22 protein-coding genes and 1 tRNA gene are annotated in these 24,570 nt (G+C 64.5%); 5 read left to right on the top strand and 18 right to left on the bottom strand.

The genetic code is table 11. The annotated features are described in order from the left end of the window. Positions 1–134 precede the first annotated feature (134 nt). The 5 genes from ACPFL9_RS06400 (at position 135) to ACPFL9_RS06380 (ending at position 5,585) form a co-directional block, all read left to right on the top strand. Positions 135–1,532 carry a branched-chain amino acid ABC transporter permease gene (locus ACPFL9_RS06400; protein WP_426006472.1) on the top strand — a complete coding sequence of 466 codons (1,398 nt, stop codon included), beginning with the start codon at positions 135–137 and terminating at the stop codon, positions 1,530–1,532. A 9-nt stretch (positions 1,533–1,541) separates the two neighbouring features. Further along, positions 1,542–2,510, top strand: coding sequence for a branched-chain amino acid ABC transporter permease (locus ACPFL9_RS06395; RefSeq protein WP_426006471.1), 969 nt, complete (start codon positions 1,542–1,544; stop codon positions 2,508–2,510). After that, positions 2,507–3,514 (top strand): ABC transporter ATP-binding protein, encoded by a 1,008-nt coding sequence (locus ACPFL9_RS06390; protein ID WP_426006470.1) that lies wholly within the window; start codon positions 2,507–2,509, stop codon positions 3,512–3,514. Before ACPFL9_RS06395 ends, ACPFL9_RS06390 begins: the two co-directional genes overlap by 4 nt. Beyond that, complete coding sequence (locus ACPFL9_RS06385; protein ID WP_426006469.1) at positions 3,511–4,284, top strand: ABC transporter ATP-binding protein; 774 nt, start codon at positions 3,511–3,513, stop codon at positions 4,282–4,284. The genes ACPFL9_RS06390 and ACPFL9_RS06385 overlap by 4 nt, the downstream gene beginning before the upstream one ends. A gap of 458 nt (positions 4,285–4,742) precedes the next feature. Beyond that, positions 4,743–5,585, top strand: coding sequence for a phosphotransferase (locus ACPFL9_RS06380; protein ID WP_426006467.1), 843 nt, complete (start codon positions 4,743–4,745; stop codon positions 5,583–5,585). A gap of 67 nt (positions 5,586–5,652) precedes the next feature. On the opposite strand, the gene ACPFL9_RS06375 is transcribed toward ACPFL9_RS06380, so the two are convergent. The 18 genes from ACPFL9_RS06375 to ACPFL9_RS06290 all read right to left on the bottom strand — a co-directional run bounded on the left by ACPFL9_RS06375 (position 5,653) and on the right by ACPFL9_RS06290 (position 24,508). After that, the gene (locus ACPFL9_RS06375; RefSeq protein WP_426006466.1) at positions 5,653–7,008 is read right to left on the bottom strand and encodes an ABC transporter substrate-binding protein; all 1,356 of its coding nucleotides are present in this window, start codon (positions 7,006–7,008) and stop codon (positions 5,653–5,655) included. A 223-nt stretch (positions 7,009–7,231) separates the two neighbouring features. Beyond that, positions 7,232–7,305 (bottom strand) — tRNA-Leu (locus tag ACPFL9_RS06370). A gap of 21 nt (positions 7,306–7,326) precedes the next feature. After that, positions 7,327–8,247 carry an N-acetyltransferase gene (locus ACPFL9_RS06365; RefSeq protein WP_426006465.1) on the bottom strand — a complete coding sequence of 307 codons (921 nt, stop codon included), beginning with the start codon at positions 8,245–8,247 and terminating at the stop codon, positions 7,327–7,329. Positions 8,248–8,341: 94 nt separating this feature from the next. Beyond that, the gene (locus ACPFL9_RS06360; protein ID WP_426006464.1) at positions 8,342–9,796 is read right to left on the bottom strand and encodes an NAD(P)/FAD-dependent oxidoreductase; all 1,455 of its coding nucleotides are present in this window, start codon (positions 9,794–9,796) and stop codon (positions 8,342–8,344) included. Positions 9,797–9,834: 38 nt separating this feature from the next. Further along, positions 9,835–11,217 carry a S8 family serine peptidase gene (locus ACPFL9_RS06355; RefSeq protein ID WP_426006463.1) on the bottom strand — a complete coding sequence of 461 codons (1,383 nt, stop codon included), beginning with the start codon at positions 11,215–11,217 and terminating at the stop codon, positions 9,835–9,837. Beyond that, positions 11,214–12,170 (bottom strand): exopolyphosphatase, encoded by a 957-nt coding sequence (locus ACPFL9_RS06350; RefSeq protein ID WP_426006461.1) that lies wholly within the window; start codon positions 12,168–12,170, stop codon positions 11,214–11,216. Before ACPFL9_RS06350 ends, ACPFL9_RS06355 begins: the two co-directional genes overlap by 4 nt. After that, positions 12,167–12,847, bottom strand: coding sequence for a DUF501 domain-containing protein (locus tag ACPFL9_RS06345; protein ID WP_426007502.1), 681 nt, complete (start codon positions 12,845–12,847; stop codon positions 12,167–12,169). The genes ACPFL9_RS06350 and ACPFL9_RS06345 overlap by 4 nt, the downstream gene beginning before the upstream one ends. 68 nt (positions 12,848–12,915) lie before the next feature. Continuing rightward, a complete protein-coding gene (locus ACPFL9_RS06340) occupies positions 12,916–13,578 on the bottom strand; it encodes an FtsB family cell division protein (protein WP_426006460.1) in 663 nt (220 codons plus the stop codon). Between the two features lie 167 nt (positions 13,579–13,745). Further along, entirely contained in the window at positions 13,746–15,026 is a 1,281-nt protein-coding gene (gene eno / locus ACPFL9_RS06335) for a phosphopyruvate hydratase (protein WP_426006459.1), read from the bottom strand. 116 nt (positions 15,027–15,142) lie between these two features. Further along, positions 15,143–15,820: a MazG nucleotide pyrophosphohydrolase domain-containing protein gene (locus ACPFL9_RS06330; protein ID WP_426006458.1), complete on the bottom strand. Its 678-nt coding sequence runs from the start codon at positions 15,818–15,820 to the stop codon at positions 15,143–15,145. Next, on the bottom strand, positions 15,798–16,940 hold the full coding sequence (locus ACPFL9_RS06325; RefSeq protein ID WP_426006457.1) for an adenosine deaminase: 1,143 nt from the start codon (positions 16,938–16,940) through the stop codon (positions 15,798–15,800). The genes ACPFL9_RS06330 and ACPFL9_RS06325 overlap by 23 nt, the downstream gene beginning before the upstream one ends. A 30-nt stretch (positions 16,941–16,970) precedes the next feature. Beyond that, positions 16,971–17,663 carry a DedA family protein gene (locus ACPFL9_RS06320; protein ID WP_426007501.1) on the bottom strand — a complete coding sequence of 231 codons (693 nt, stop codon included), beginning with the start codon at positions 17,661–17,663 and terminating at the stop codon, positions 16,971–16,973. 256 nt (positions 17,664–17,919) lie between these two features. Beyond that, complete coding sequence (locus ACPFL9_RS06315; protein WP_426007500.1) at positions 17,920–18,549, bottom strand: DedA family protein; 630 nt, start codon at positions 18,547–18,549, stop codon at positions 17,920–17,922. Between the two features lie 84 nt (positions 18,550–18,633). Then, positions 18,634–19,944, bottom strand: a complete 1,311-nt coding sequence (locus tag ACPFL9_RS06310) for a thymidine phosphorylase (protein WP_426006456.1) — start codon at positions 19,942–19,944, stop codon at positions 18,634–18,636. Further along, positions 19,941–20,345, bottom strand: a complete 405-nt coding sequence (locus tag ACPFL9_RS06305; RefSeq protein ID WP_426006455.1) for a cytidine deaminase — start codon at positions 20,343–20,345, stop codon at positions 19,941–19,943. The genes ACPFL9_RS06310 and ACPFL9_RS06305 overlap by 4 nt, the downstream gene beginning before the upstream one ends. Before the next feature lie 2 nt (positions 20,346–20,347). Further along, positions 20,348–21,637 (bottom strand): ABC transporter permease, encoded by a 1,290-nt coding sequence (locus ACPFL9_RS06300; protein ID WP_426006454.1) that lies wholly within the window; start codon positions 21,635–21,637, stop codon positions 20,348–20,350. Further along, positions 21,634–22,998 carry an ABC transporter permease gene (locus ACPFL9_RS06295; RefSeq protein ID WP_426006453.1) on the bottom strand — a complete coding sequence of 455 codons (1,365 nt, stop codon included), beginning with the start codon at positions 22,996–22,998 and terminating at the stop codon, positions 21,634–21,636. The genes ACPFL9_RS06300 and ACPFL9_RS06295 overlap by 4 nt, the downstream gene beginning before the upstream one ends. After that, the gene (locus ACPFL9_RS06290; RefSeq protein ID WP_426006452.1) at positions 22,988–24,508 is read right to left on the bottom strand and encodes an ABC transporter ATP-binding protein; all 1,521 of its coding nucleotides are present in this window, start codon (positions 24,506–24,508) and stop codon (positions 22,988–22,990) included. The genes ACPFL9_RS06295 and ACPFL9_RS06290 overlap by 11 nt, the downstream gene beginning before the upstream one ends. Positions 24,509–24,570: the final 62 nt, after the last annotated feature.

Genomic DNA, 24,570 nt, shown 5'->3' with positions numbered 1-24,570 from the left:
CAGTTGTTATCTGATCGCTACCTTAGCGCCCCTGAAGTGGGGATTTTTTGTCCCCCCCGAGCGGTAACATAGGCCACACATGGGTGACCTAGGTCACAATCGCGGCATTTAGGCAAGAATTGTCCACGAAGCCCATGACCGTTCGCACCGGCTGCAATGGCGCTGCCGGGACCACCCCCACTGTGGAGGTTTCCATTTTGAGAAGCACACTGCGCGACCCGTCCATGAGACGGTCCAAGGGACTGCAGAGAGCTGTGGGCGCATTCTTCGCCGCCCTCATCGCCACTCTGCTGATCGCCGCACCGGCGGCGGAGGCAACCACCCCCTCGCCTTCGCCATCACCAACAACATTCCAGAACAACATCAGCGGGTTCCTCCGCGACGACGCCCGGGCACCGATCTCCGGCGTCAAGATCAAGGCCTCCGGAAACGGGTTCGAGGGTGAGGCAACCTCGGGCTCAAACGGCGCCTGGAACATCGGAGTACCGGTGCAGGGCACCTACACGATCGAGCTTGACACCTCTACCTTGCCGGAGGGAATCACGCTCGCCGAGGGCCAGGAGAACCCCCGGGACGTCACGTTCAGCCAGACATCCAACCTGTCCGTGATCTTCGCCTTCGGCAAAGGCATCGTGATCCAGCAACAGGACTTCGGACAAAACCTCCTCAACCGTCTGGTGGCCGGCCTCAGTTTCGGCTTGCTGCTGGCGCTGGCCTCAGTAGGCCTCTCCCTGATCTTTGGAACCACCGGCCTGACCAACTTCGCGCACGGTGAGATGGTCACGCTCGGCGCGGTGCTCGTGTTCCTGTTCAACGGCTTTGGCTTCCCCTTCTGGCTGGCCATCCTGTTGGCCCTGGTGGGCGGCGGGCTCTTCGGCTACGTCCAGGACGCCGGTCTCTGGCGCCCCCTGCGGCGCCGCGGTTCCGGCCTTGTCCCCATGATGATCGTCAGCATCGGCCTCGCACTGGCCATCCGCTACGTCATCCAGTTCTTCTTCGGTGGTGCCACCCAGCAACTGCCGGGCGCACAGAGCGCCGAGATCCAGATCGGACCGGTCTCCATCTCGCCCAACAACCTGTGGTCGCTCATCATCAGCGCCGTGGTCATTGGCCTGATCGGCTTCGTCCTCCTGAAGACCCGCCTGGGCAAGGCAACCCGCGCCGTCGCCGACAACCCGGCCCTGGCGGCAGCGTCCGGCATCGACGTTGACTCGGTGATCCGGATTGTATGGATCGTCGGCGGCGTCCTGGCTTCCCTCGGCGGCATCCTCTGGGCGTACTACCGGCCCGGCGTTACCTTCGACATGGGCTCCCAGATCCTGTTGCTCATCTTCGCGGGCGTCACCTTGGGCGGCCTCGGCACCGTGTTCGGTGCACTGATCGGTTCGATCGTCGTGGGCATCTTCGTGGAGTTGACCACCGTGTTCGGGCTGCCCGCCGACCTTAAATACGTTGGCGCCCTCTTCATCATGATCGTTGTCCTTCTGTTCCGGCCCCAGGGTATCCTCGGCCGGCGTGAGCGTGTGGGTTAGGAGCGGGCCATGGACTTCGGTTTTATTCTTTCCAGCGCCCTGGGCGAACTTTTCAGTCCAACGACGGCGGCCTACGCACTCGCCGCTTTGGGCCTCGCCGTCCACTTCGGCTACTCGGGCCTGCTGAACTTCGGCCAGGCAGGCTTCATGGCCGTGGGTGCCTACGGTTTCGCTATCTCGACATTGTCCTTCGAGGTGCCGTTCTTCATCGGCCTGCTCATCGCGGTGCTGTGTTCGGTGATTTTCGCCTTCATCCTCGGTATCCCCACTCTGCGGCTGCGGGCGGATTACCTGGCAATCGTCACCATCGCCGCCGCCGAAATCGTCCGGTACGTGGTCACCACCAACCAGCTGACCAGTGTTACGGGCTCGGCCAATGGACTGGCGGCCTTCGAGGGCGGCTTCTACTCCATGAACCCGTTCCCTGAAGGCTCCTACATGGGCATGAACAACAGGGACTTCTTCATCCGTGTTGTCGGGTGGGGCTTGGTCATCATCTGCTGTGTCCTGGTGTGGCTCCTGATGCGCAGCCCGTGGGGCCGTGTCCTGAAGGGCATCCGCGAAGACGAGAACGCCGTTCGGTCGCTCGGCAAGAACGTGTACTCCTACAAGATGCAGGCCCTGGTGATCGGCGGCGTACTCGGCGCCCTGGCAGGCATGATCTTCACGCTCCCCCGCGGCGCGGTTCAGCCATCCAACTACGGCACGGAACTCACCTTCTTCCTCTGGACATGCCTCCTGCTGGGCGGCATGGCCACGGTCCTGGGTCCGGTGATCGGCGCCATGATCTTCTGGGTTGTTCTTTCCCTGACGCAGAGCGTGCTCTATGGACTCATTGAATCCGGAGCCATCACCTGGCTGACCACGGTACAGGCAGGCCAGTTGCGCTACATTCTGGTGGGTGTGGCCCTGATGCTCCTAATGATCTTCCGGCCGCAAGGCGTCTTCGGCAACAAGAAGGAGCTTGCTTTCACATGAGCGAGACCAACAGCGGGACCAACGGTCAAAACGCTGACACCATCGATTACATGACGGATAACCGTCCCATCGCCGTCGGGGACAACACCCCCGGCTGCAAGAAGCGCGACCCGATCGTCGTCGCGGAGAACGTCACCCGGTCCTTCGGCGGCATCAATGCCGTGGACGTGGAATACCTGGAGATTCCCCGCCACAAGATCACCGCCCTGATCGGCCCCAACGGCGCGGGCAAAACCACGTTGTTCAACCTGTTGACGGGCTTTGACACCCCCAACTCCGGCAAGTGGGAGTTCGAGGGCAACAGCCTGGCCGGTGTCTCCTCCTACAAGGTGGCCCGCATGGGCATGGTCCGGACGTTCCAGCTGACTAAGGTCATGGGCAAGCTGACCGTGATGGAGAACATGCGGCTCGGCGCAGCCAACCAGCCCGGCGAGCGCCTCTCCAAGGCATTGTTCAAAGGGATCTGGGGAGGACGCGAAAAGGAGATCACCGCCCAGGCGGACCTCCTGCTGGAGAAGTTCAAGCTGGATGCCAAGAAGGATGACTACGCTGCCTCCCTCTCGGGCGGGCAGCGCAAGCTCCTCGAAATGGCCCGCTCCCTCATGGTCCGCCCCAAGCTGGTCATGCTGGATGAGCCCATGGCAGGCGTGAACCCGGCACTGACCCAGTCGCTCCTGGACCACATCAAGAACCTCAAGGCCGAGGGCATGACCGTGCTGTTCGTCGAGCACGACATGAACATGGTCCGCCACATCGCCGACTGGGTGGTGGTCATGGCCGAGGGCAAGGTGGTGGCCGAAGGCCCGCCCGGTGAGGTCATGAAGAACCCCGCCGTCATCGATGCCTATCTCGGCGCCCACCATGACGTGGACCTCGGCGACGCTGAGGGCATCAAGGAACTCGAAGCCGAACTCGAGGCGGACGATGAGTCCGTGGTGGGCACCGAAGACGCCGGGATCCTGTCTACCGACATCACCGAGACCAAGCACGAGAGGGAAAAATGAGTGGAGCAAGCCCCATGGCTGCTGCCCCTTCAGCGGCTCCCGTTGGCGACGCCGTCGTCAAGGTCACCAACCTGGTGGCCGGGTACCTGCCGGGCGTGAACATCCTTAATGGCTGCAGCATCGAAGCCCGGAAGGGCGAACTGATCGGCATCATCGGCCCCAACGGCGCGGGTAAGTCCACGCTGCTGAAGGCCATGTTCGGTTTGGTGAAGATCCACTCCGGCACCGTGGTTGTCCGGGGCCAGGACCTGACCGGGCTGAAGGCCAACAAGCTGGTCACACAAGGCGTCGGCTTTGTTCCCCAGACGAACAACGTTTTCGCCACCCTGACCATCGAGGAAAACCTTCAGATGGGCATGTTCCAGCGGCCCAAAGCCTTCACGGAGCGCTTTGACTTTGTTGCCAGCCTCTTCCCCGAACTCGCCAAGCGCCGCGCACAACGGGCTGGGTCGCTGTCCGGTGGCGAGCGGCAGATGGTGGCCATGGGCCGGGCACTCATGATGGACCCTGCGGTCCTGTTGCTGGACGAACCGTCCGCAGGCCTCTCCCCCGTCAAGCAGGACGAGACTTTCCTGCGTGTCCACGAGATCAACCGGGCCGGAGTCTCCGTGATCATGGTGGAGCAGAACGCCCGCCGCTGCCTGCAGATCTGCGACCGCGGCTACGTCCTGGACCAAGGGAAGGATGCTTACACCGGCACCGGGCGTGAACTCATGAAGGACCCCAAGGTGATCCAGCTGTATCTGGGTACCCTCGCGGACGAAGTCTGACAAGTACGGCACAGCACTCGTTGGCCCCGGTTCAGCTTGCTGAGCCGGGGCCAACGTTTTGCTTGGCCCTCCCGCCCCCGTGCCGCCACCACCCACTTCGAGCCCACACAGCCCCTCAAAGCCCCGAAAACCCGGCGTGTCCACCCTAACCAGCCCCAAAGCAGGTGGCAGCCGCACACCCACCTCCCACAAGCGCAAACCCACGACGACGGCACTCACCCACGCGCCGCCGTCGAACCTCCCGCTCCGGATGACAGACGCAAACCCAGACCCCCGTACCGCCGCCACCCACTTCGAGCCCACACAGCCCCTCAAAGCCCCGAAAACCCGGCGTGTCCACCCTAACCAGCCCCAAAGCAGGTGGCAGCCGCACACCCACCCGCCCGTCGTGCCCCGCCCACAGCACACAAAGCAGGCTGGCAACGCGGATCGCCCCGCAGGCATGGCATTCTGGGTTGGTGATTGAGTCGATCAGCGAGAGGCAACACAGCCTGCTCGTCGCGTGGTTGGGCAGCTTTACCGTGGTGGGCGATTACTCGTGGCCACTGCAAGACACCACGGTGCTGCACGTGGAAAGCATGGATGGGCGCAAGTTCATCGTCAAGGCAAGCCGAACCAGCCACCATATCCGCCGTGAGATCGCCGCCTATGCCAGGGGCATGGACGGGCTGGAGGGGAAAGTTCCCACACTTCTGTTCTCTGCGCCGGAAGAGGGCTTGCTCGTTACCCAATACCTTGAGGGAACGCTGGTTGCCGGCAGTCCTGCTGAAAGCTCCCCGGACGTATATCGCCAAGCCGGGGCAGTTCTGGCACGGCTTCATCGTCCGGCTGGTATGTCGCGGAGTTACATGCGGTCATTAAGCGCCCGGACCAATGCCCTGATCGATAAGGCGAGGGATGTGCTGCCGCAGTCCATGGTGAGCCACCTGATCAAGGAGGTCTCCGCCGTCGAGCTTTACCCGGTTGCGCTGGTGACGTCCCATGGTGACTACCAGCCAAGGAACTGGCTTTGCGACGCCGGCGAGGTGAAAGTCATCGATTTCGGCCGCGCAGACCTGCGCCCTTGGGTGCATGATCTGGTCCGGCTGAGTCACCAGCAGTTCCTTACGGCCCCTGACCTCGCGGACGCGTTCCACGAAGGCTTCGGACAGACCATGTCCAGCCCGGAGGAGCATGCCATGTGGCGGCTCGAAAACCTGGACCAAGCGGTGGGTACGGTGGTGTGGGCACATGGAATTGGAGACCACGGCTTCGCACAACAGGGTGTGGAAATGGTTGAGAGAGTGCTCGCAGAGTCCTAAAGAAACAGACCCCCTTCCACCGGAGTGGAAGGGGGCCTGTTGGTCAGCGGGCGGAGGGAGTTGCGGCTTAGAGCTTGCCGAACTCTTCCCGGACCGGCTTGTAGGTGTTGTCATCCTGGTACTCGTAGATACCGATGTACGCCTCGGTCGGGTCACCGGCGTCGGAGAACGTCACCGGGCCGGACTGGCCGTCGTAGTCGATGTCCTTGCCCTCGCGGAGCAGCTTGACGCAGGAGCCGAAGTCGGAGCACTTCTCGCCGCCCTCGGAGACTTCCTTGAGCTTGGCCGCAATGTCCGGACCCTTGGTGCTCTTGGCGGCCTCGGACGCCAGGGCAATGAGGTTCACGGCGTCATACGACTCGCCTGCGTAGGAGTAGTCCTTCAGGGCGGGATCGATGGCGAGCAGCTTCTGTTTGAAGGCATCCTTGGCGAAGGTGCCGGGGATGGTTCCCTGTGCGCCCTTCAAGGTGCCGGCCTGGAAGTCCTTGCTGTAGTCGGAGGTGTTGCCGTCAACCAGGAACAGCTGCGTGGGCTTGATGCCCTTGCCGGTGATCAGCGGAACAATGCTCTTGGCCTGGTCGAAGGTGATCAGGGCGATGGCATCCGGCTTGGCCGCGAGGACCTTGTCCACCTGGCTGCTGAACTGCGAGTCGCCTTCGTTGAAGAGTTCTTCTGCAACGACCTTGCCACCGGCTGCCTCGAAGGCTTCCTTGACGTTCTTCTGCAGGCCGGTGCCGTAAGCGTCGTTGAGGACGATCATGCCAACGGTCTGGGCGCCACAGGTGGCCATGTAGTTGCCGAGCACCTTGCCCTGGAGGACGTCGGAGGGAGCCGTACGCCAGTACAGGCCCTTGTCATCCCAGGTGGTGAAGTCGGGCGAGGTGTTCGCAGGCGAGAACTGGATGACGCCGGCACCGGTGATCTGGTTGATGACCGTCTTGGAGACACCCGAAGATGCTGCGCCGATCACAGCGCTCACGCCCTGGCCAAGGAGGGCCGTGGTGGACTGTGTGGCGATGTCCGTCTTGGTGTCACCGGAGTCGCGGTGGACTACCGAGACCGGAGCGCCCAGGACACCACCGGCGTCGTTGACTTCCTTGATGCCCAGGTTCACACCGGCAATTTCAGGTGGCCCGAGGAACGCCAGCGACCCCGTTGTCGGCAGGAGCGAACCAATCTTGAGCGGCGTGTCAGTGGTGGTAGTCGAGGGAGGCACAGGTCCCGTGTTGGAGGCAGCCTGGCTGTTGCCGGCTCCCGCCCCGCCGCTCGGTGCCGGGCAGGAGATCCCTGCCGCCGCGGCGGATGAAGACCCAGTCGTGGTCGGCGTCGAAGACCCACCACAAGCTGTGGCCAGAAGAGCGACCCCAATGCCAAGCGCGGTTAGCTTGGCGGCTCGGGGCGCCGCTGGGGAAAGATCAAACATTCGTTGTCTCCTCGATCGAAAGGTGCGAACTGCCTTTGATGCGATTTACTCAGGTGTTCCTGATTAAGACTCAAACTAATGCAATTGACTGGCGAACATAAGTGATTCAGGTCACATCCCTATAACACTCGTTGCCTGTGGGGAATCTACATGAAAGCTGGGAGTCTGCCCACAGTGCAAAAACGCAGAAGGAGGGAAAGTTCAGGACTTTCCCTCCCGGCAGTGCCCCAGGTGGGACTCGAACCCACAACACGCGGATTTTAAGTCCGCTGCCTCTGCCAATTGGGCTACTGGGGCGCCCGGACCATGGTATCCCAGCTAGAGGCGTTCAAACGGCGGCGCGTAGCGGAAGGTGCCCAGGACGCCGTCGGGCCATCCCGGCAGCGTTAGCAGTTGGAAGTGGTCGCCCCACACCTCCTCGGGAGGCGCTACCCCCGCACTGGTCGCCGGGATGTAGCCGAATTTCGGGTAATAGGCGGTACTGCCAAGAAGGGCTATGCCCGGTTCCCCGGCGGTGACGGCCCGCGCGTGCGTTTCGCGCATCAACGCCGAGCCGATCCCGCGGCGCTGCAACGTCGGCTCCACGCCGATAGGGCCCAGGGCCAAGAGTTCAAGGCCGTCCACCCACCCGCGCGTGCTGATCACGTGGCCCACAATGTCGCCGCCCATCTCGGCCACGATGCTGAACCCGGGCAAGTACTCCGCACAGTCGAACAGTTCCTGCAGCAGCCCCACTTCGACGGGTGTGCCGTCCACCGGGGCGCCGGTCACCGGGGATATCGAGAATGCCCGGGAGGTCAAGGCGAGGATCGCCGGCCGGTCCTCGGGCCGCTCGTTGCGCAGGACGATGCCACGCGAGAGCAGCCGCAGCACTTCAAGGGCCCGGTCCGCGTCAGCCGACGGCACCAGCAAGTGGTCGTGGTGGAAGCCGGCCAGGACGTTGCAGCTGATCCCGGCGTGCGTCAGCGCTGCGCTGACGGCCGCAGTGAGGCCCACGGCTTCCAAAGCCGAATGGATCTGCAGCGTGATCCAGGAAGCAACAAAGTCGTAGGCCAGGCCCAGCCGGTCCGCCTCCCAGCGATGCAGGACCACGGTCAGCCCTTCCGCCTCGCGGACAGCGGCTTCGATCTCCCCCTCCAAGGGCTTGCCGTGCGGCCACAACGCGTACACATAATCTCCTTCCCGGAGGGAAGGATGCATGGACTGGAGCAGCGTGGTGAGGTCGGTTTCGCCGGGCATGGGAACAGTCTAGGGGCCGTCCGGGCGGCCGGTCTGTGGTTAAACGTCGACGGCGGCCACCCACCTGAAGTGGGCGGCCGCCGTCGGGCGTTTGCTACTTGGCGTCAGCCGTCACCGGGGTCTTCTCCTCGGCGGGCTTCTCCGGAGCCGGGGCCGGCGCGGGAGCGGCGGCCGGCTTGGGGGCCGGGGTGGCTGCGGCAACGAATGCACCGCGCGGGTTGTCCAGGTCCATCAGCTGCGTGGTGTCGCGGCCTGCGAAGAAGGACAGGATCCAGCCGAAGATCACGCGGAACTTGCGCTCAACGGTAGGCATGGCCATGCCGTGGTAACCACGGTGTGCCAGCCATGCGAGGCCGCCCTTGAGGCCGATGCGGCCCAGGAGGTTGATGTTGGCAACGCCCTTCCACTCGCCGAAGCCGGCCACAGCGCCAAGGTTCTTGTGCTTGTAGTCGTGCAGCGGCTTGTCCCAGCGGGAAGCCCAAAGGTTCTTGGCGAGCTTCTTGGCCTGGCGCAGCGCGTGCTGTGCGTTGGGAACGCAGGTGCCGTCGGGCAGGCCCTTGCCCGTGAGGTCCGGGACGGCGGCGATGTCGCCGGCGGCCCAGGCGTTCTCGATGATGCCCTCGTCACCGGCGATGCGGAGGTCCGGCAGGACGCGGACGCGGCCACGGGGCTCCAACGGGAAGTCCGTGGAACGGATCATCGGGTTGGCCTGAACGCCTGCAGCCCACACGAGGGTGTCGGCTTCGACCTCGCCTGCGGAAGTCTTGTCCGGCAGGTTGATGAGCTTGAGCGTGCCATCGGCGCTGTCCAGCGAGGTGTTGAGCAGAACCTCGATACCGCGGCTGCGGAGGTGCTCGACGACCCATTCAGCCTGCGGTGCCGTGACCTCGGGCATGATGCGGCCCATGGCTTCGACCAGGACGAAGCGGACTTCTTCCTGGCGGATGCGCGGGTTGTTGCGCACTGCCGCGCGGGCGAGGTCTTCCATTTCGGTGAGGCACTCGATGCCGGCAAAACCGCCACCGACCACCACGAAGGTGAGGGCCTTGGCGCGTTCGGCGGGATCGGTCATGGTGGAAGCGGCTTCAATGCGCTCCAGGAGCTTGTTGCGCAATGCAACAGCTTCCTCAATGGTCTTCAGGCCAATGCCCTTGTCCGCCAGGCCCTTGATGGGGAACGTGCGGGTGATGGCACCTGCGGCAATAACGACGTCGAAGTACGGAACCTCGAACGGGGCGCCGCCATCGGAGGGGGCAACCACTGCCGTGCGGTTGGCGTGGTCGATGCTGGTGACGCGGCCCTGGATGAGCTCAGTCTGCTTGAGGTGCTTGCGGTGGGACACGACGGCGTGGCGTGCCTCGATGTTGCCACCGGCCACCTCGGGGAGGAACGGCTGGTAGGTCATGTAGGGCAGCGGATCGACGACGGTGACGATGCCACCTGCGTTCGCGATCTTCTTCTGCAGTTTGAGGGCTACGTACAGGCCGACGTAGCCGCCGCCTACGACGAGAACCCGCGGACGGTCAATGAGCTCTGGGGTGGTTGCCATGACACCAGAGTACAGTACTTTGTGAAAATCTTCACTAACTACGGTTTGGCGGGCGGATCCACTGCCTCCATCACGCCGGTGTCGGCCTCCTCGGCCTGCGCCGGGGCACTGCGGGCTACGCGCCGCAGCTGGATGGCGGCACCTGCGATGATCAGGACAAACAACGCCCCAAAGCCCAGCACCACCGCGGCAGGCAAGGCATCATCCACCTGCGCCGGTGTCTTGGCGACCGGCACCGTGGGATCGGCCAACGTGGGTGCTGCGCTGGTGGGGCTGGCAACGGGAGCCTGCGACGGAGTGCTGAAGTCGCCGCGGCGGTGCACTCGGATCCAGTCCGCAATGGACCCCAAGGGGTTGGCGGCAGCAGCCGGCACATCATCCTTCAGCGCGGCCTCGGCATTGAGGATCCCGTAGCCATAAATCGGATCCTTCCCCGGGGCCCCGGCATCCTTGGCCGTGCTGACGATCCTGTTGATGACCTGCCTGGCACTCATCTCCGGCCACTTGGACCGGATCAGGGCAGCTACGCCGGAAACGATCGGAGCAGCTCCCGAGGTGCCGGCCCATTCGGCGTAGCCGCCGCCGGGCATGCCGCCCACGAGATTCTCAGCAGGTGCAGCCACGCCGATGCTGATGCCCTGGGACGAGGAATCGATGCTGGCCTTGCCCTCGCCGTCCAGCCCTGCCACCGTCAGGACGCCGGGAATCGTGGCAGGAGCACCCACCTGGACGTTGCCTCCCACGCGGTTTCCGGCCGCCGCCACTATGACCACGTCCTTCTGTTCGGCGTAGAGGAACGCGGCGTCCCAGCTCTGCGGCCAGTCCGGGGAAGTGCTGCCCAGTGAGATGTTGATGACCTTGGCACCGTTGTCCACGGCCCAGCGGACAGCGTCCGGAATCTGCTCCTGGTCCGTCTTGCCGCCGGGATTGGGCGAGCCAAGCCACGTGGAGACCGCGAGGATCTGGGCCTCAGGGGCAACCCCCACCATGCCGTCCGGCCCGCCGGCAGGTGCCGGGGCAGGAGGAACAGCAGAGGGCGAGGCTGACGGTGAGGCGGTGGGCGTGGCATGACCCCTGCCCGCCAGCATGGTGGCCACCAGGGTGCCGTGCTCCGGTTTGGCGCCGATGCTCTTCTGGCCGTTGGAAGCTCCCGCGCCGGAGGCATCCGCTCCCCCGGTGACAACTCCGCGCAGGTCAGGGTGGTTGCCGTCCACGCCGCTGTCGATGACAGCCACTTTCACGCCCGCTCCCTTGGAGACTTCCCAGGCTGCGGTGATACCGGACTCCTTCAGCCAGTACTCTTTGTCCCGCCAGGCATCCGCGGCGGCAGGTGGCGCCGCATAGAGGGACCCTGCCAGTGCGCCACCGGCCAGCAGGACCGACATGGCAGCGGAAAAGGAGCGTCGACGCGTCAACGTCATGCAGAATCCCGGATGCTCAAGGCTATGCCGTCAAGGATGTCATGCTCACTGGAGACGGCTCCGTTGACGGAGCCTTTGCTGACATCCGACAGGCGCTGCAGGATACGGCGCCACACCAGGGCTCCGGCTCCAATGACGTCCACGCGTCCGGGGTGCATGTAGGGCAAAACGGCGCGCTCGGCCCGCGTCATCTCCAGGAGGCTGGTGGCGGCATCGCTGATGGATTCCAGGTCCAGGCGGGCACCGTGGATGCGGTGGGGCTGGTATTCCGTCAGGCCCAGTGCATGGGCCGTAATGGTGGTGACCGAACCCGCCACACCCACCACAACAGAGGCGCGGTCCAGCGGAACGGCAAGGGCCGCCTCGTCAAGGGCGGCATCGACGTCGGCCTCTGCTGCGGCGATCTGCGCAGCAGAGGGGGGATCGTTGCGCAAGTGGCGTTCGGTGAGCCGGACGCAGCCGATGTCCACGGACCGGGCAGCGATCACCCCGTTGGCATCACCCAGGACGAACTCGGTGCTGCCACCGCCAAGGTCAACCACCAGCACGGCGTCCTCACCCTGGACCGGCAGCACGCTGCTGGCGCCTGCGAAGGACAAGGCGGCTTCCTCGTCACCGGAAATGACTTCCGGCTCCACGCCCAGGAGGTCGCCGATACCGTCGACAAATACCTGGCGGTTTCGGGCGTCCCGGGTTGCCGAGGTCGCCACGAACCGGACCTTGCCGGCACCGTGGTGATTGATCAGCGCAGCGTAGTCCTTGGCAGCGGCAAAAGTACGGTCCAAGGCATCGGGAGCAAGCTCGCCGGTGGCGTCCACACCTTGGCCAAGCCGGACCACGCGCATTTCCCGGACCACGTCCGTGAGCGGCGGTGCGCCGGCGTCCCCGGCGACGTCGGCGATCAGCAATCGGATGGAGTTGGTTCCGCAGTCAATCGCTGCAACCCTGCTCATGCATCATCCCCCGGTTCAATGTCCTGAAGCTTGGTTTTCCGGACCGGCGCAGGGCGGCCCACGATGTCCGGCAGGCCCTGCGGACCGTGGCGGCTCAGGTCCCTGGACGGAGCTTCGCCAGCCGTTTCCCAGGCACCATCGCAGTAGCAGCGGTCCTTGGTCCACCACTCCGCGATGGCTTCCAATGCTTCATCGCCGAGCGGGTTGACCCCCGGCCCCGCAGCCAGGGAATGCCCCACCAAGACGTGGAGGCACTTCACGCGCGTGGGCATCCCACCTGCGGAAATACCGTCGATCTCCGGGACGGAACCGGTTCCCGAGCGCCCGGCAATGTCGTTGCGGGCCTGGAGGTAGGCCTCATGAGCCGCACGGTAGGCCCCGGCCAGTTCCGTATCCTCCATGAGCCGTTGGTTCATCTCGTTCATCAGCCCGCCGGCCTCCAGCCGGGACACCGCGGAGGTGATGACGGGGTGGGTCAGGTAGAACGTGGTGGGGAACGGCGTGCCGTTGCTGAGCCTCGGTGCCGTGGCGGCCACCAACGGGTTGCCGCAAACGCAGCGGGCCGGAATTTCGACGACGTCACGCACCGGCCTGCCCAACTGGCGGCTGAGAACGTCGAGGTCATGTGCTGACGGCTGCCGGGATTCCTGCGGCACTGCTGCCGTGTTCTCTTCCACGAGCGCTGCCAACCTTCCTGCCCTTGTTGCCGTGTCCCATGCGGACACGATGGCGGCGGGCACCGCGTCTAGTCTGTCGCCGATCGTCTGATGGACTCCCACAACGCATCAACCCATGGCAGGTTCGCCGGGTTGGCAGATGATCCGGAGCCGGTGCGGCCACCCGGGGTACCGGCGGCTTCTTCCCCGCCAAATACCCAGTAGCCCGTTTCACCCGGCATAACCATGTTAATGCGGTCGCGGGCCTGTTGTTTCACGTAGTTGGGGTCCTGCCACCGCGACAGCTGCTTGTTGAGCTCGGCCTGCTCGGCTTTGCGGCCCGCAATCTCGGCTTCCAGGGCCGAAATTTCTGCCCGTTTTTCCAAGAAGATACGCACCGTTGGCGCCAGCATGATGGTGATCGCAATCATCACCACTGCCAGCGCGAGCATCCTGCCGGAGAAGGCCTTGGCAGGTACGGGATCGTTGTCCTTGATCTCTGACGGTTCGGGTTTCCCGGGCTGTGCGGAGGATTTGGCGGCAGGCTTTGCCGGTTTACCGGACGCAGCTGCGGCCGGGGGTGCCGTGGGACTTCCTGTCCCGGTACGGGCGCCGCCGAACTCGGCCTTGATGACGTCTCCACCGCCGGCATCACTCTTGGCAGGGGTGGCCGCCGTGCCGGACGGCCGGTCCTTTCGGGAGGACCCTCCAAGGGCGTCGGCCCTGGGGACCTTTGGACGACGGGTAGCCATGACACTCCTGTAATGCCCGGTGCTTGCCTGGCGGTTGTGCGCTTGCCCTGCGCCTTGCGTGGACTTTTGGTCCGGCTCAGCCCGCGGTTCTGCAGGCAAGCGTTAAACGGAACCGGTGGCTATGGTCATTTCCACCATAGCCACCGGTCAGCTGTTTTCGCGGAAGGCTAGCCCTTGAAACGCGGGAACGCGCTGCGGCCGGCGTAGCGTGCGGCGTCGTCGAGTTCTTCTTCGATGCGCAGCAGCTGGTTGTACTTGGCAACGCGCTCGGAGCGGGCCGGGGCACCGGTCTTGATCTGGCCGGCGTTGGTGGCAACGGCGATGTCGGCGATCGTGGTGTCCTCGGTTTCGCCGGAGCGGTGCGAGGTGATGGTGGTGTAGCCGGAACGCTGGGCCAGGGAAACGGCGTCGAGCGTCTCGGTCAGGGAACCGATCTGGTTGACCTTGACCAGCAGGGAGTTGGCCGTCGCGGCGTCGATGCCCTGCTGCAGGCGGACCGGGTTGGTGACGAAGAGGTCGTCACCCACCAGCTGGACCTTGTCGCCGATCGTGTCGGTGAGGGTCTTCCAACCTTCCCAGTCGTTCTCGTCCAGCGGGTCCTCGATGGAAACCAGCGGGTAGTCCTCTACGAGTCCGGCGTAGTAGGCGCTCATTTCGGCCGAGTTCAAGGACTTGCCTTCGAACTGGTAGGTGCCGTCCTTGTAGAACTCGGAGGAAGCGACATCCAGGGCCAGGGCAATGTCAGTGCCCGGGGTGTAGCCGGCGTTCTTGATGGCTTCCTGGATCAGGTCCAGGGCAGCGCGGTTGGAGGGCAGGTTCGGCGCGAAGCCGCCTTCGTCGCCCAGGCCGGTGGAGAGGCCCTTTTCCTTCAGGACGGACTTGAGGTTGTGGTAGACCTCAACACCCCAGCGCAGGCCTTCGGAGAAGGTTTCGGCGCCGATGGGGGCGATCATGAATTCCTGGATGTCAACGTCGGAGTCGGCGTGGGAACCACCGTTGAGGATGTTCATCAGCGGGACCGGCAGGACGTGGGCGTTCGGACCGCCCAGGTACTTGTAGAGCGGCAGGTCCGAGGATGCTGCAGCAGCGTTGGCAACGGCCAGGGAGACACCCAGGATGGCGTTCGCGCCCAGCTTGCCCTTGTTCGGGGTGCCGTCGAGGTCGATCATGGCCTGGTCGATGCTGCGCTGGTCCGTGGCGTCGAAGCCGATGAGGGCCGGCGAGATTTCGTCGATGACGGCGTCAACAGCCTTCTGGACACCCTTGCCGAGGTAGCGGCCCTTGTCACCGTCGCGAAGCTCAACAGCCTCGTGCTCACCGGTGGAGGCACCGGAGGGAACTGCTGCGCGGCCGATCTGGCCGTCGGAGAGCAGAACCTCAACTTCTACGGTCGGGTTTCCGCGGGAATCAAGGATCTCGCGGGCGTGGATGGCATCGATAAGCGCCATGGATGTGCTCCTTATGGGCGAATTACAGGAATGTGGAGGGAAATTCTCAACGTCCTCGTCGCTACTAGCGTAGTCGAGAGGGGGCCAGGTTACGGCACGGATTCACAAGACTAACGTCACGAAGCCGGGCCGGGGTGGTCCTGGAAAGCGCGTACGGCCTTGCGGAGGGCCCGTTCGGCATCGAGCCCCCGTTCCCGCGCGCCCGCCACGACAGCCAGCAGCAGCTCCCCCAGCGCCTCTTCCGAGGCCGGGATGAGAGGAACCACGACGTCGGCCGGGCGGCTTTGGGCGGCGACGGACAGGCCCGCGCGGGCAGCCCGGTCCAGTGACTTCTGCGCTGCCGCCAACGCCGGAAGGTGCGGCGGAATGCCCTCGAACGGATCGGCACGTTCCGGTTTCTCCGCGCGTTTGGCGGCGTCCCACTTGAGGATGATTTCCTCTACACTCGCCGGGAAACTCTCCTGCAGGGAACCGTCCGCTTTGAAGACGTGCCGGTTCCGCCGGACCATCTTGGCGTTGATGTCCCGTGCTACGTCCTCGAAGTCAAAGCTGCCCCGCTCCTCGGCGAGCCGGGCGTGAAGCACTACTTGAAGCAGCACATCGCCCAGCTCACCGCGAAGCTCATCATCAACAGCACCAGCCTCGATCGAGTCCACCACCTCGTAGGCTTCCTCGATCAGGTACTCCACCAGGGACTCGTGGGTGAGCGCGCCCATCCACGGGCAGTGCTCCCGCAAGGCACTGATTGTTGTGATGAGCTGATCGATGCCCTCAGCCGAGGTTGGCGTAGGCATCGTTAATGTACTCGACCAGGGCCTCGCGCTGATCCAGCGGCAGGAACGCTGCTTCGGCCGCGTTCAGCGTCAGTTCCAGCAGGTCGTCAAGATCGTAGTCGAAGGTCTCCACCAGGAGTTCGAACTCATCCGTAAGGCTGACGCCGCTCATCAGGCGGTTGTCCGTGTTGATGGTGACCTTGAAACCCAGCTGGAAGAGCATGTCCAGGGGGTGGCTTTCGATGCCCTCGCCGAAAGTGGAGATTGCACCGGTCTGAAGGTTGGAGGACGGGCAGATCTCCAGGGCGATGCCGCGGTCGCGCACCCAGGCGGCCACGCCGCCGAGCGTTACCATGCCGACCGTGCCTTCGCCGTCGTCGGGCGCGTTGTCCTCAAACTCCACCGAGATGTCCTCGGCGATCCGAACCCCGTGGCCCAGGCGCAGGGCACGGCCGTCCACCAGCGCCGACTGGATGCTGTCCAGCCCGGCGGCCTCACCGGCATGGACCGTGGCAGGGAAGTTGTTCTCCGCCAGGTACGTGAACGCATCCTTGAAGCGCGAGGGCAGGAAGCCGTCTTCGGCACCGGCGATGTCGAAGCCCACAGCGCCCTTGGCCCGGTGGCGGACCGCGAGTTCGGCAATTTCCTGGCCGCGATCGGCATGGCGCATGGCGGTGATCAACTGACCCACCTGGATCTGCTGGCCGCGGGCTTCGGCAGCATCGACGCCGGCTTCCAGGCCGTCCTGCACCGCCTCCACGACCTCGTCCAGGGTCAGGCCCTTCTGCAGGTGCTGTTCAGGGGCCCACCGGACTTCGCCGTACACCACACCGTCCTCGGCGAGGTCCTCAACGAACTCCTTGGCAACCCGGAACAGACCTTCCTTGGTCTGCATCACGGCAATGGTGTGGTCGAACGTCTCGAGGTAGCGCACCAGGGAACCGGAGTCGGCGGACTCCCGGAACCATTCGCCCAGTGCCACGGGATCCGTGGAGGGCAGTGTGTGGCCTACAGCCTCGGCCAGCTCGATGATGGTGGCCGGGCGGAGCCCGCCGTCCAGGTGGTCGTGCAGGGAAACCTTGGGCAGGCTCTTCAGGTCGAAGTCGAGGGCAGGGGCAGCGTCAACAATGGGCTCAGTCACGTACCCCACTGTAGGGGGACGGCAGGGAGCTTAGCCAGCAGGATTGGAAACGTCGCCTGCAGCTGCCGGTTGATGCGTCATCTCGGCAGCTGCAACCAGGGGCACCTCCGCGCGGGCAGCCTCGTCACGGGCAATGTCCCGCTTCTCCAGGTACTTGTGCCACCAGCGCAGGGCGTGGTCCACCACGATCCCCAGGAGCACGGCGAACGCCACGGCGATTCCCACGCCAAGCAGCGGGTTGTTGTGCACCCATTGGCCGGCGAGCAATCCAATACCGATCGAGTAACCGACCCAGGTGATGCAGGCGAAGGCGTCCAGCCAGAAAAACGTCCGGTGCCGGAACCCGGTCTGGCCTGCCACGTAGTTCACCGCCACGCGTCCCCACGGAATGTAACGGGCCGTGAAGATCAGCACCGCGCCCCGCTTGTCCAGCTCGTATTGGGCCCAGGCGAACATTTTCTGCACCTTGGGCCGGCGCATCCACTTCCACCGGGTCAGGCCGATCTTGCGGCCCAGCAGGTACGCCATGTTGTCCCCGGCCATGGCCCCGATCAGGGCCGTGGTACCCAGGATCCAAAGATTGGGTTCCCCGCTGTGAAGGGACAGCGCCGAGAGCCCCACAATGGCTGTTTCACTGGGGAGGATAGTGGCAAAACCGTCGATGAAGAAGAACAGAAGGAGTACCGGATAAATCCACGGCTGCCCGGCTGCATGCTCGAGCATTTGGTTCAAAAACTCCACGCGGCGGTAGCTCCTCGGCGAATATGACTTGACACTGTGACGGAAGTCGCTCTAAGTGTCCCATGGCCGGGACGTCGTTCGCTACGCCCCAGCCTGCGGGATCACAAACTTAACGCTATCCGCGGCGGCCTGGTTCCGCCGTCAACCGCCGGACTGATCTTGGGCACCCCGCGGCGTCAGACCGTGGGTGGAGAAGGCGCCTCGCCCTCCGGGACGTTCCTGGCCGGACCGGTTCCCTTCAGGTCGTCGGCTCCACCTTGCCGTTCTCCAGGGGAGTCGATCCGCGGACCTTGCTGATGATGCGGTCGATGATGATCCCCAGGATCACGGCCACCACGATCGCGATCACTGCGCCCAGCAGATGGTTGTGCTCGAACCAGACCCCGAAAAAGTATCCGAGGACCACCGAGTACGCCGCCCACAGGATGGCTGAAAGGGAGGTCAGCGCCACGAAACGGCGATGGTTGAAATGTGTGGCCCCAGCGGTCAGGTTCACCGCCACGCGTCCGATCGGGATGAACCGCGCCACCATGATCAGCGAGGCCGCCCGCCGTCGTAATTCCTTGCCCGCCCAGCGGAAGGCTCCCTGCATGCGCTGGGTCCGCATCCACCGCCACCGTTGGATACCGATCCGGCGGCCGATGAGATAGGCGATGTTGTCGCCGGAGAAAGCCCCCACGGCTGCCACCACTGCCAGCAACCAGACGTTGGGAGACCCCCCGCTGCCCGACACGGCGCTCAAACCGACCACCACGGACTCGCTCGGAATCGGGGGAAAGAAACCGTCAATCAGACAACACGCCAGCACCAGGACCAGCACCCAGGGCTGCTCTGCCGCGGCGAGAATGAAATCGTTGATGCCCTGCACGGTTTCCTTCGGGTAGCCGGCGCCATGGGCGCCGGAAGGCTGGTGTTCCGGGTGCCCACGGGAGGACAACCCGGAACATTAAGCCTAGGCGATGCGGTCGATGATCAGCTGCCGGGCAGGACGGGATCCTTCTGGAGCAATCACCACGGCGTCCCGCAGCGCTTCCTTGGCACGGTCGAACTTTTCCGGGGTGTCGGTGAGGAGCGTCATGAGCGGCTCCCCCGCCCGCACCAACGCACCGGGCTTGGCGTGCAAGCGTACCCCGGCAGCTGCCTGCACCTGGTCCTCCTTCCGGGCCCGGCCCGCACCCAGGCGCCAGGCAGCGACGCCCACGGAGAGCGCGTCCAGTTCCACCAGCACGCCGTCCGCCGGAGCATAGACAACCTCTGACTCCCTGGCCACCGGCAGCGCAGCCCGCGGATCGCCGCCCTGTGCTTCGATCATGCGGTTCCAGACATCCATGGCGCGCCCGTCCTTCAAGGCCGCGGCAGGATCGGCGTCATGGACGCCGGCACCGGCCAGCATCTCTTCGGCCAGGCGGACGGTCAGTTCGACGACGTCTTCCGGGCCTCCGCCCGCCAGCACCTCTACCGATTCCTCCACCTCGATGGCGTTGCCGGCAGTGAGTCCCAACGGGGTGGACATGTCGGTCATCAGCGCAACCGTGTGCACCCCGGCATCCTTGCCCAACGCCACCATGGTTTCCGCGAGCTCCCGGGCGCGGGCTTCGTCCTTCATGAATGCCCCGGAGCCAACCTTGACGTCCAGCACCAGCGAGCCTGTGCCCTCGGCAATCTTCTTGCTCATGATCGAGGACGCGATCAGCGGAATGGCTTCAACAGTGCCGGTCACGTCCCGCAGGGCGTACAGCTTCTTGTCCGCAGGAGCCAGCCCCGATCCGGCAGCACAGATCACAGCCCCTACGTCCTGAAGCTGGGCCATGATTTCGGCGTTGCTGAGGTTGGCCCGCCATCCGGGGATGGCTTCGAGCTTGTCCAGCGTCCCCCCGGTGTGGCCTAGTCCCCTTCCGGACAACTGCGGCACCGCCACGCCGAACACCGCCACCAGCGGCGCCAGCGGCAGGGTGATCTTGTCACCGACCCCACCGGTGGAGTGCTTGTCGCTGGTAGGTTTCCTGCCGCCGTCGGGCTTTGTCAGCGACGAAAAGTCCATCCGCTCCCCCGAGGCGATCATCGCCGACGTCCAGCGCGAGATCTCGTCTCGGTCCATGCCGTTGAGCAGGATGGCCATGTTCAGCGCAGCCATCTGTTCGTCGGCGATGACGCCACGGGTGTAGGCATCGATCGTCCAGTCGATCTGTTCCGGGGTGAGCGTGCCCTTGTCCCGTTTAATGGTGATGATCTGGACGGCGTCGAACGCTTCGGTGCTTGTCACGTGCTTTCCTCCAGGTGCTCGGGACCAAAGGCGTCAGGCAGCACCTGGTCCATGGTTTTGATTCCCTGCGTGGTCATGAGCTGCATTCCGGGTGCCCGGAATTCGTAGAGCAGCTGGCGGCACCGGCCGCACGGCATGAGGACGTTGCCCTGGCCGTCAACGCAGTAGAACGCAGCCAGCCTGCCTCCCCCGCCCAGGTGCAACTGGCCCACCAGGGCACATTCCGCGCACAGCGTCAGGCCATAGCTGGCGTTCTCCACATTGCAGCCGCTGATGATGCGCCCGTCCTCGGTGAGGGCCGCAGCCCCCACCGGGAACCTGGAGTACGGCGCGTAAGCCTTCTCCATGGCCTGCTTCGCAGCAGCTTCCAGCGCTTGCCAGTCGATGTCAGCCTTGGGCATCGTCAACCTTTCACGTACGGTATGCCGCTGGCGGCCGGTGGCCGCGACTTACCCACCAAACCGGCGACGGCGAAGATGGTCACCAAGTACGGCAGCATGGCCATGAACTGGCTCGGAACGGGAGTACCGATGATGCCCAGGATCGACTGCAGGTTGTAGGCGAAGCCGAACAGCAGCGAAGCCAGGAACGCCCCGATCGGGTTCCAGCGCCCGAAGATCAGCGCCGCCAACGCGATAAAGCCGCGTCCGCCCGAGATGTCCTTGGTGAAGGAGTCGATGGTCACCAGCGTGAACACCGCTCCACCGATACCGGCGATCGCACCGCCCAGCGTGACGTTCCAGAACCGCGTGGCATTGACGTTGATACCCAGGGTGTCAGCGGCCTGCGGGTGCTCGCCCACGGCACGGACCCGCAGGCCCCAGCGGGTCTTGAACAGCCCGAACCACACCACGGCGACCGCGATGTACATCAGGTAACCGGCGATCGACTGTTCGAACAGGATGGGGCCGATGATCGGAATGTCGGACAACAGCGGGATGGGCAGGATGTCCAGGCGGCCAGGGGTGTTGAACTGTTCCTTGTTGGGCACCATTACGGTGCCGAACAGGAAGCCGGTGAGGCCCGATACCAGCACGTTCAGCACCACGCCCACAATGATCTGGTTGACGAGGTACTTGATGCTGAAGACCGCCAGGACCATGGAGACGGCAGCACCTGCAGCCGCTGCCGCGATCAACCCCACGTACGGGCTGCCCGTCACGGTAGCCACCAATGCCGCCGTGAAGGCACCACCGAGCAGCTGGCCCTCGATCGCGATGTTCACCACGCCCACGCGTTCACACAGGACACCGGAGAGGGAGCCGAACACCAACGGCACGGCCAGGGTCACGGAGCCCGCCACGAGGCCGGCCAGGGAAATGGATGGCTGGCGTGCGCCCGCAACAATCCACACCAGCAGGGCAAACACGAACAGCACGGCGAAAGCTATGGGCAACCATTTGGGAGACCGTTCGCCCCGGGTCCACAGGAAGATCGAGTACGCGGCAATGGCCAGCAGGAGGATGCCGAGCACCACCCCGCCTGCTTGGCCCGGAATGAGGAGGGCGGGGACGGCGACGGCGTCACCGGGATCGCTGATCTTCATCTCCGCGGTCTGGTCCGGACCCATCAGGCCGAAAAAGACCAACGCAATCAGGGCCAGGACACCCAGGGAGAGCGGAACCTTCAGGGAAGGCCTGAAGCCGGGCAGGGCGGTTGCTCCGGAACGCGGAGCGGTGGATGTTGCGCTCACTTGGCACCTCCGGTGGCGTTGGCCAGCTCAGCTTTGCCGGTGGCCTTGGGCTTCTTGGTCTTCTTCTTCGGTTCCAGCCGGAACAGCGACCGGATCAGCGGGGGCGCCGCGATGAACAGCACGATCAGGGACTGCACCACCAGCACGATGTCGATGGGGGTTCCCGTTTGGATCTGCATCTGGACGGCACCGGCACGGAAAGCGCCGAACAGGAGCCCGGCGAAGAACGTCCCCCACGGCGTGCTCCGGCCCAGCAGGGCCACGGTGATGGAGTCGAAGCCGATCTGGGCTGCCACGCCGCCTGTGAGGACCTTCTCCGTACCGGCCACTTGGGCAACGCCTCCGAACGCCGCGAGGGCACCGGCGAACGCCATGACCAGGATGGTGGCCCGCGGAACCTTCACGCCGGCGGTGCGGGCGGCCACAGGGTTGGCACCCACGGCCCGGAACTCGAAGCCGATCGTGGAACGGTTCAGCAGCCACCAGACGCCGTAGGTCAGCAGGACTGCCACCAGGAAGCCCAGGTGCAGGCGGGACCCGGGAATCAGGACAGGGTACGTTGCCGTTTCGTCCAGGCGCGGCGAGATGGGACTGTTGTCGCCCGGCCGCCGGAAAGCCGCGGTGTTCAGGAGGAAGTCCAGCAGGAACAGCGCCACGTAATTCAGCATGATGGTCACGATGACTTCGTGGGCACCGGTGCGGGCTTTGAGGATGCCAACGATCGCGCCCCACACCGCACCGCCCAGGACACCCATGATGATGACCACCAGCAGGTGCAGCCCAAACGGCAGGTGCCAGGCGAAGCCCACATACGCGGCCAGCGTGGCACTGATGATGATCTGGCCTTGGGCACCGATGTTGAACAGACCCGCGCGGAAGGCCAAGGCAACGCCGAGGCCCGCACAAATCAGCGGCGTGGCTACGGTCATGGTTTCCAGCAACGGCAGGAAACCTTGCCGCGGGTTGAAGACAGATCCTTGGAACAGGGCCACGTAGCTCTCCGTCATGGCGTTCCACAGGGCGCTGAGGAAATCGGTGGGCCGGGCGAAGAAGTACCCAGCGGTCCGGGCTACCTGGCTGTCCGTGCTGGCGATCAGCAGGCCGCCGAGAATCAATGCCACGATCACGGCCAGGACGGAGACGAACCCGTTGCCCATGACGATCCGGCGCATCGTGCTGCCCTGGCGGTGCCCGGGGTCCCCGCTTTGGGAGGAAACCGGCACGATGGAGGGTTCCATCATGCCGCCGGCAGTATCCAGGGCGACGTCGGCGGCACGGACTTCGGAGGTGTCTTCCGGACGGGTTTCCTTCGGATCCACGTGATCGGGTCCGGGTGCGTTTGCTGGGTCCCTATCCGTCATGGGAGCCTCCTTCCGGGCCGACGCCGGCCATCATCAAGCCGAGGGTGTCCCGCGGTGTCCCCGCCGGCACGATTCCTACGAGCTTGCCTTTGTAGAGCACGGCGATCCGGTCCGCGAGCTCGATCACTTCATCCAGCTCCGTGGACACGATCATGACCGGTGTGCCAACGTCCCGTTCGGCCACGATGCGTTTATGCAGGAATTCGATGGAACCGACGTCCACGCCGCGCGTTGGCTGGCTGGCAATGAACAGCCGCAGGGGGCGGGACAGTTCCCGCGCCATGACCACCTTCTGCTGGTTGCCGCCGGAGAGTGTGCCGGCCGCTGCACCCGCCGAGGGGGTGCGGATGTCGAATTCCTCAATCTTGGCCTTGGCGTTTTCGGCCACCTTGGCGGGCTTCATGCTGACGCCGCTGGCAAAGGGCGCTTGGTCGTAGAGGTCCAGGACAAGGTTCTCGGCAACCGAGAACGGCCCCACCAAACCGTCCACGGTGCGGTCCTCCGGGACAAAGCCGACGCCGGAACGCAGCACGTCCTTGACCGGCAGTCCCAGCAGTTGTTTTCCGTCCAGGGTCACGGAGCCGCTGACGTGCTCCTGCACGCCAAGGATCGCTTCGGTCAGTTCAGTCTGCCCGTTACCCTGCACACCGGCGATCGCCAGGATCTCGCCCTGTGCGATATCGAAGCTGATGCCATCCACTACGTTGGTTCCGTTGGACACACGGACTGTCAGGTTCTCCACCACGAAGGTGGTCTCCTTGGGCTGTGCCTGTGCCTTGTCCAGGCTCAGGCTCACGGGGCGGCCCACCATCATGGAAGCCAGCTCTGTGGCAGAGGCCGAGGGAGGAGCGTCACCCACCACTTGTCCGCGCCTGATGACCGTGATGACGTCCGAGACAGCCTTTACCTCCCGCAACTTGTGGGAGATGAAAACGATCGATGTGCCCGAAGCCTTGAGCTGGCGCATGATGTCAAGGAGTTCGTCCGTTTCCTGCGGCGTGAGGACGGCCGTGGGTTCGTCCAGGATGAGCACTTTGGCGTCGCGTACCAATGCCTTGATGATCTCCACGCGCTGCTGCACGCCAACCGGCAGGTCCTCCACCAGGGCGTCAGGGTCCACATCGAAGCCATACTTGGCGGAAATTTCACGGACCTTCCGGCGGGTTTCCTCAATGCTGAGGACTCCGCCGAAGGACGTAGGTTCGGCACCCAGGGCCACGTTTTCGGCCACCGTGAAAACCGGGACGAGCATGAAGTGCTGGTGCACCATGCCGATCCCCGCTGCCATGGCATCTCCGGGGCCGCGGAAGGTGACGGGCTGGTCATCCACGAGGATTTGTCCGGCTGTTGGCTCATAAAGTCCATACAGCACATTCATGAGGGTCGATTTTCCGGCGCCATTCTCACCCAGGAGGCAATGGATCTGGCCGGATTCAACCACGAGGTCAATGTCTTGATTGGCGTAGAAGGTCCCGAAGGCTTTCGAGATCCCCTTCAGTTCGAGTTTCACAACTCCCACCGTTCTGTGAGTCCGAGGGACGGCTGTACTGCCCACTACCTTTTGGTAGCAGC

The organism is Paenarthrobacter sp. NyZ202 (genome assembly GCF_049860755.1).
Classification (GTDB): Bacteria; Actinomycetota; Actinomycetes; order Actinomycetales; family Micrococcaceae; genus Arthrobacter.
This window is presented reverse-complemented; position numbering and strand designations above follow the sequence as displayed.

What these genes read in the sequence shown, in the direction of transcription:
- ACPFL9_RS06295 (WP_426006453.1), bottom strand. Translation starts at nt 22,998, where the DNA reads ATGACGGATAGGGACCCAGCAAACGCACCCGGACCCGATCACGTGGAT.
- ACPFL9_RS06365 (WP_426006465.1), bottom strand. Translation starts at nt 8,247, where the DNA reads ATGCCCGGCGAAACCGACCTCACCACGCTGCTCCAGTCCATGCATCCT.
- ACPFL9_RS06400 (WP_426006472.1), top strand. Translation starts at nt 135, where the DNA reads ATGACCGTTCGCACCGGCTGCAATGGCGCTGCCGGGACCACCCCCACT.
- eno (WP_426006459.1), bottom strand. Translation starts at nt 15,026, where the DNA reads ATGGCGCTTATCGATGCCATCCACGCCCGCGAGATCCTTGATTCCCGC.
- ACPFL9_RS06340 (WP_426006460.1), bottom strand. Translation starts at nt 13,578, where the DNA reads ATGGCTACCCGTCGTCCAAAGGTCCCCAGGGCCGACGCCCTTGGAGGG.
- ACPFL9_RS06385 (WP_426006469.1), top strand. Translation starts at nt 3,511, where the DNA reads ATGAGTGGAGCAAGCCCCATGGCTGCTGCCCCTTCAGCGGCTCCCGTT.
- ACPFL9_RS06330 (WP_426006458.1), bottom strand. Translation starts at nt 15,820, where the DNA reads ATGCCTACGCCAACCTCGGCTGAGGGCATCGATCAGCTCATCACAACA.
- ACPFL9_RS06350 (WP_426006461.1), bottom strand. Translation starts at nt 12,170, where the DNA reads ATGAGCAGGGTTGCAGCGATTGACTGCGGAACCAACTCCATCCGATTG.
- ACPFL9_RS06355 (WP_426006463.1), bottom strand. Translation starts at nt 11,217, where the DNA reads ATGACGTTGACGCGTCGACGCTCCTTTTCCGCTGCCATGTCGGTCCTG.
- ACPFL9_RS06305 (WP_426006455.1), bottom strand. Translation starts at nt 20,345, where the DNA reads ATGCCCAAGGCTGACATCGACTGGCAAGCGCTGGAAGCTGCTGCGAAG.
- ACPFL9_RS06375 (WP_426006466.1), bottom strand. Translation starts at nt 7,008, where the DNA reads ATGTTTGATCTTTCCCCAGCGGCGCCCCGAGCCGCCAAGCTAACCGCG.
- ACPFL9_RS06360 (WP_426006464.1), bottom strand. Translation starts at nt 9,796, where the DNA reads ATGGCAACCACCCCAGAGCTCATTGACCGTCCGCGGGTTCTCGTCGTA.
- ACPFL9_RS06395 (WP_426006471.1), top strand. Translation starts at nt 1,542, where the DNA reads ATGGACTTCGGTTTTATTCTTTCCAGCGCCCTGGGCGAACTTTTCAGT.
- ACPFL9_RS06320 (WP_426007501.1), bottom strand. Translation starts at nt 17,663, where the DNA reads ATGCTCGAGCATGCAGCCGGGCAGCCGTGGATTTATCCGGTACTCCTT.
- ACPFL9_RS06390 (WP_426006470.1), top strand. Translation starts at nt 2,507, where the DNA reads ATGAGCGAGACCAACAGCGGGACCAACGGTCAAAACGCTGACACCATC.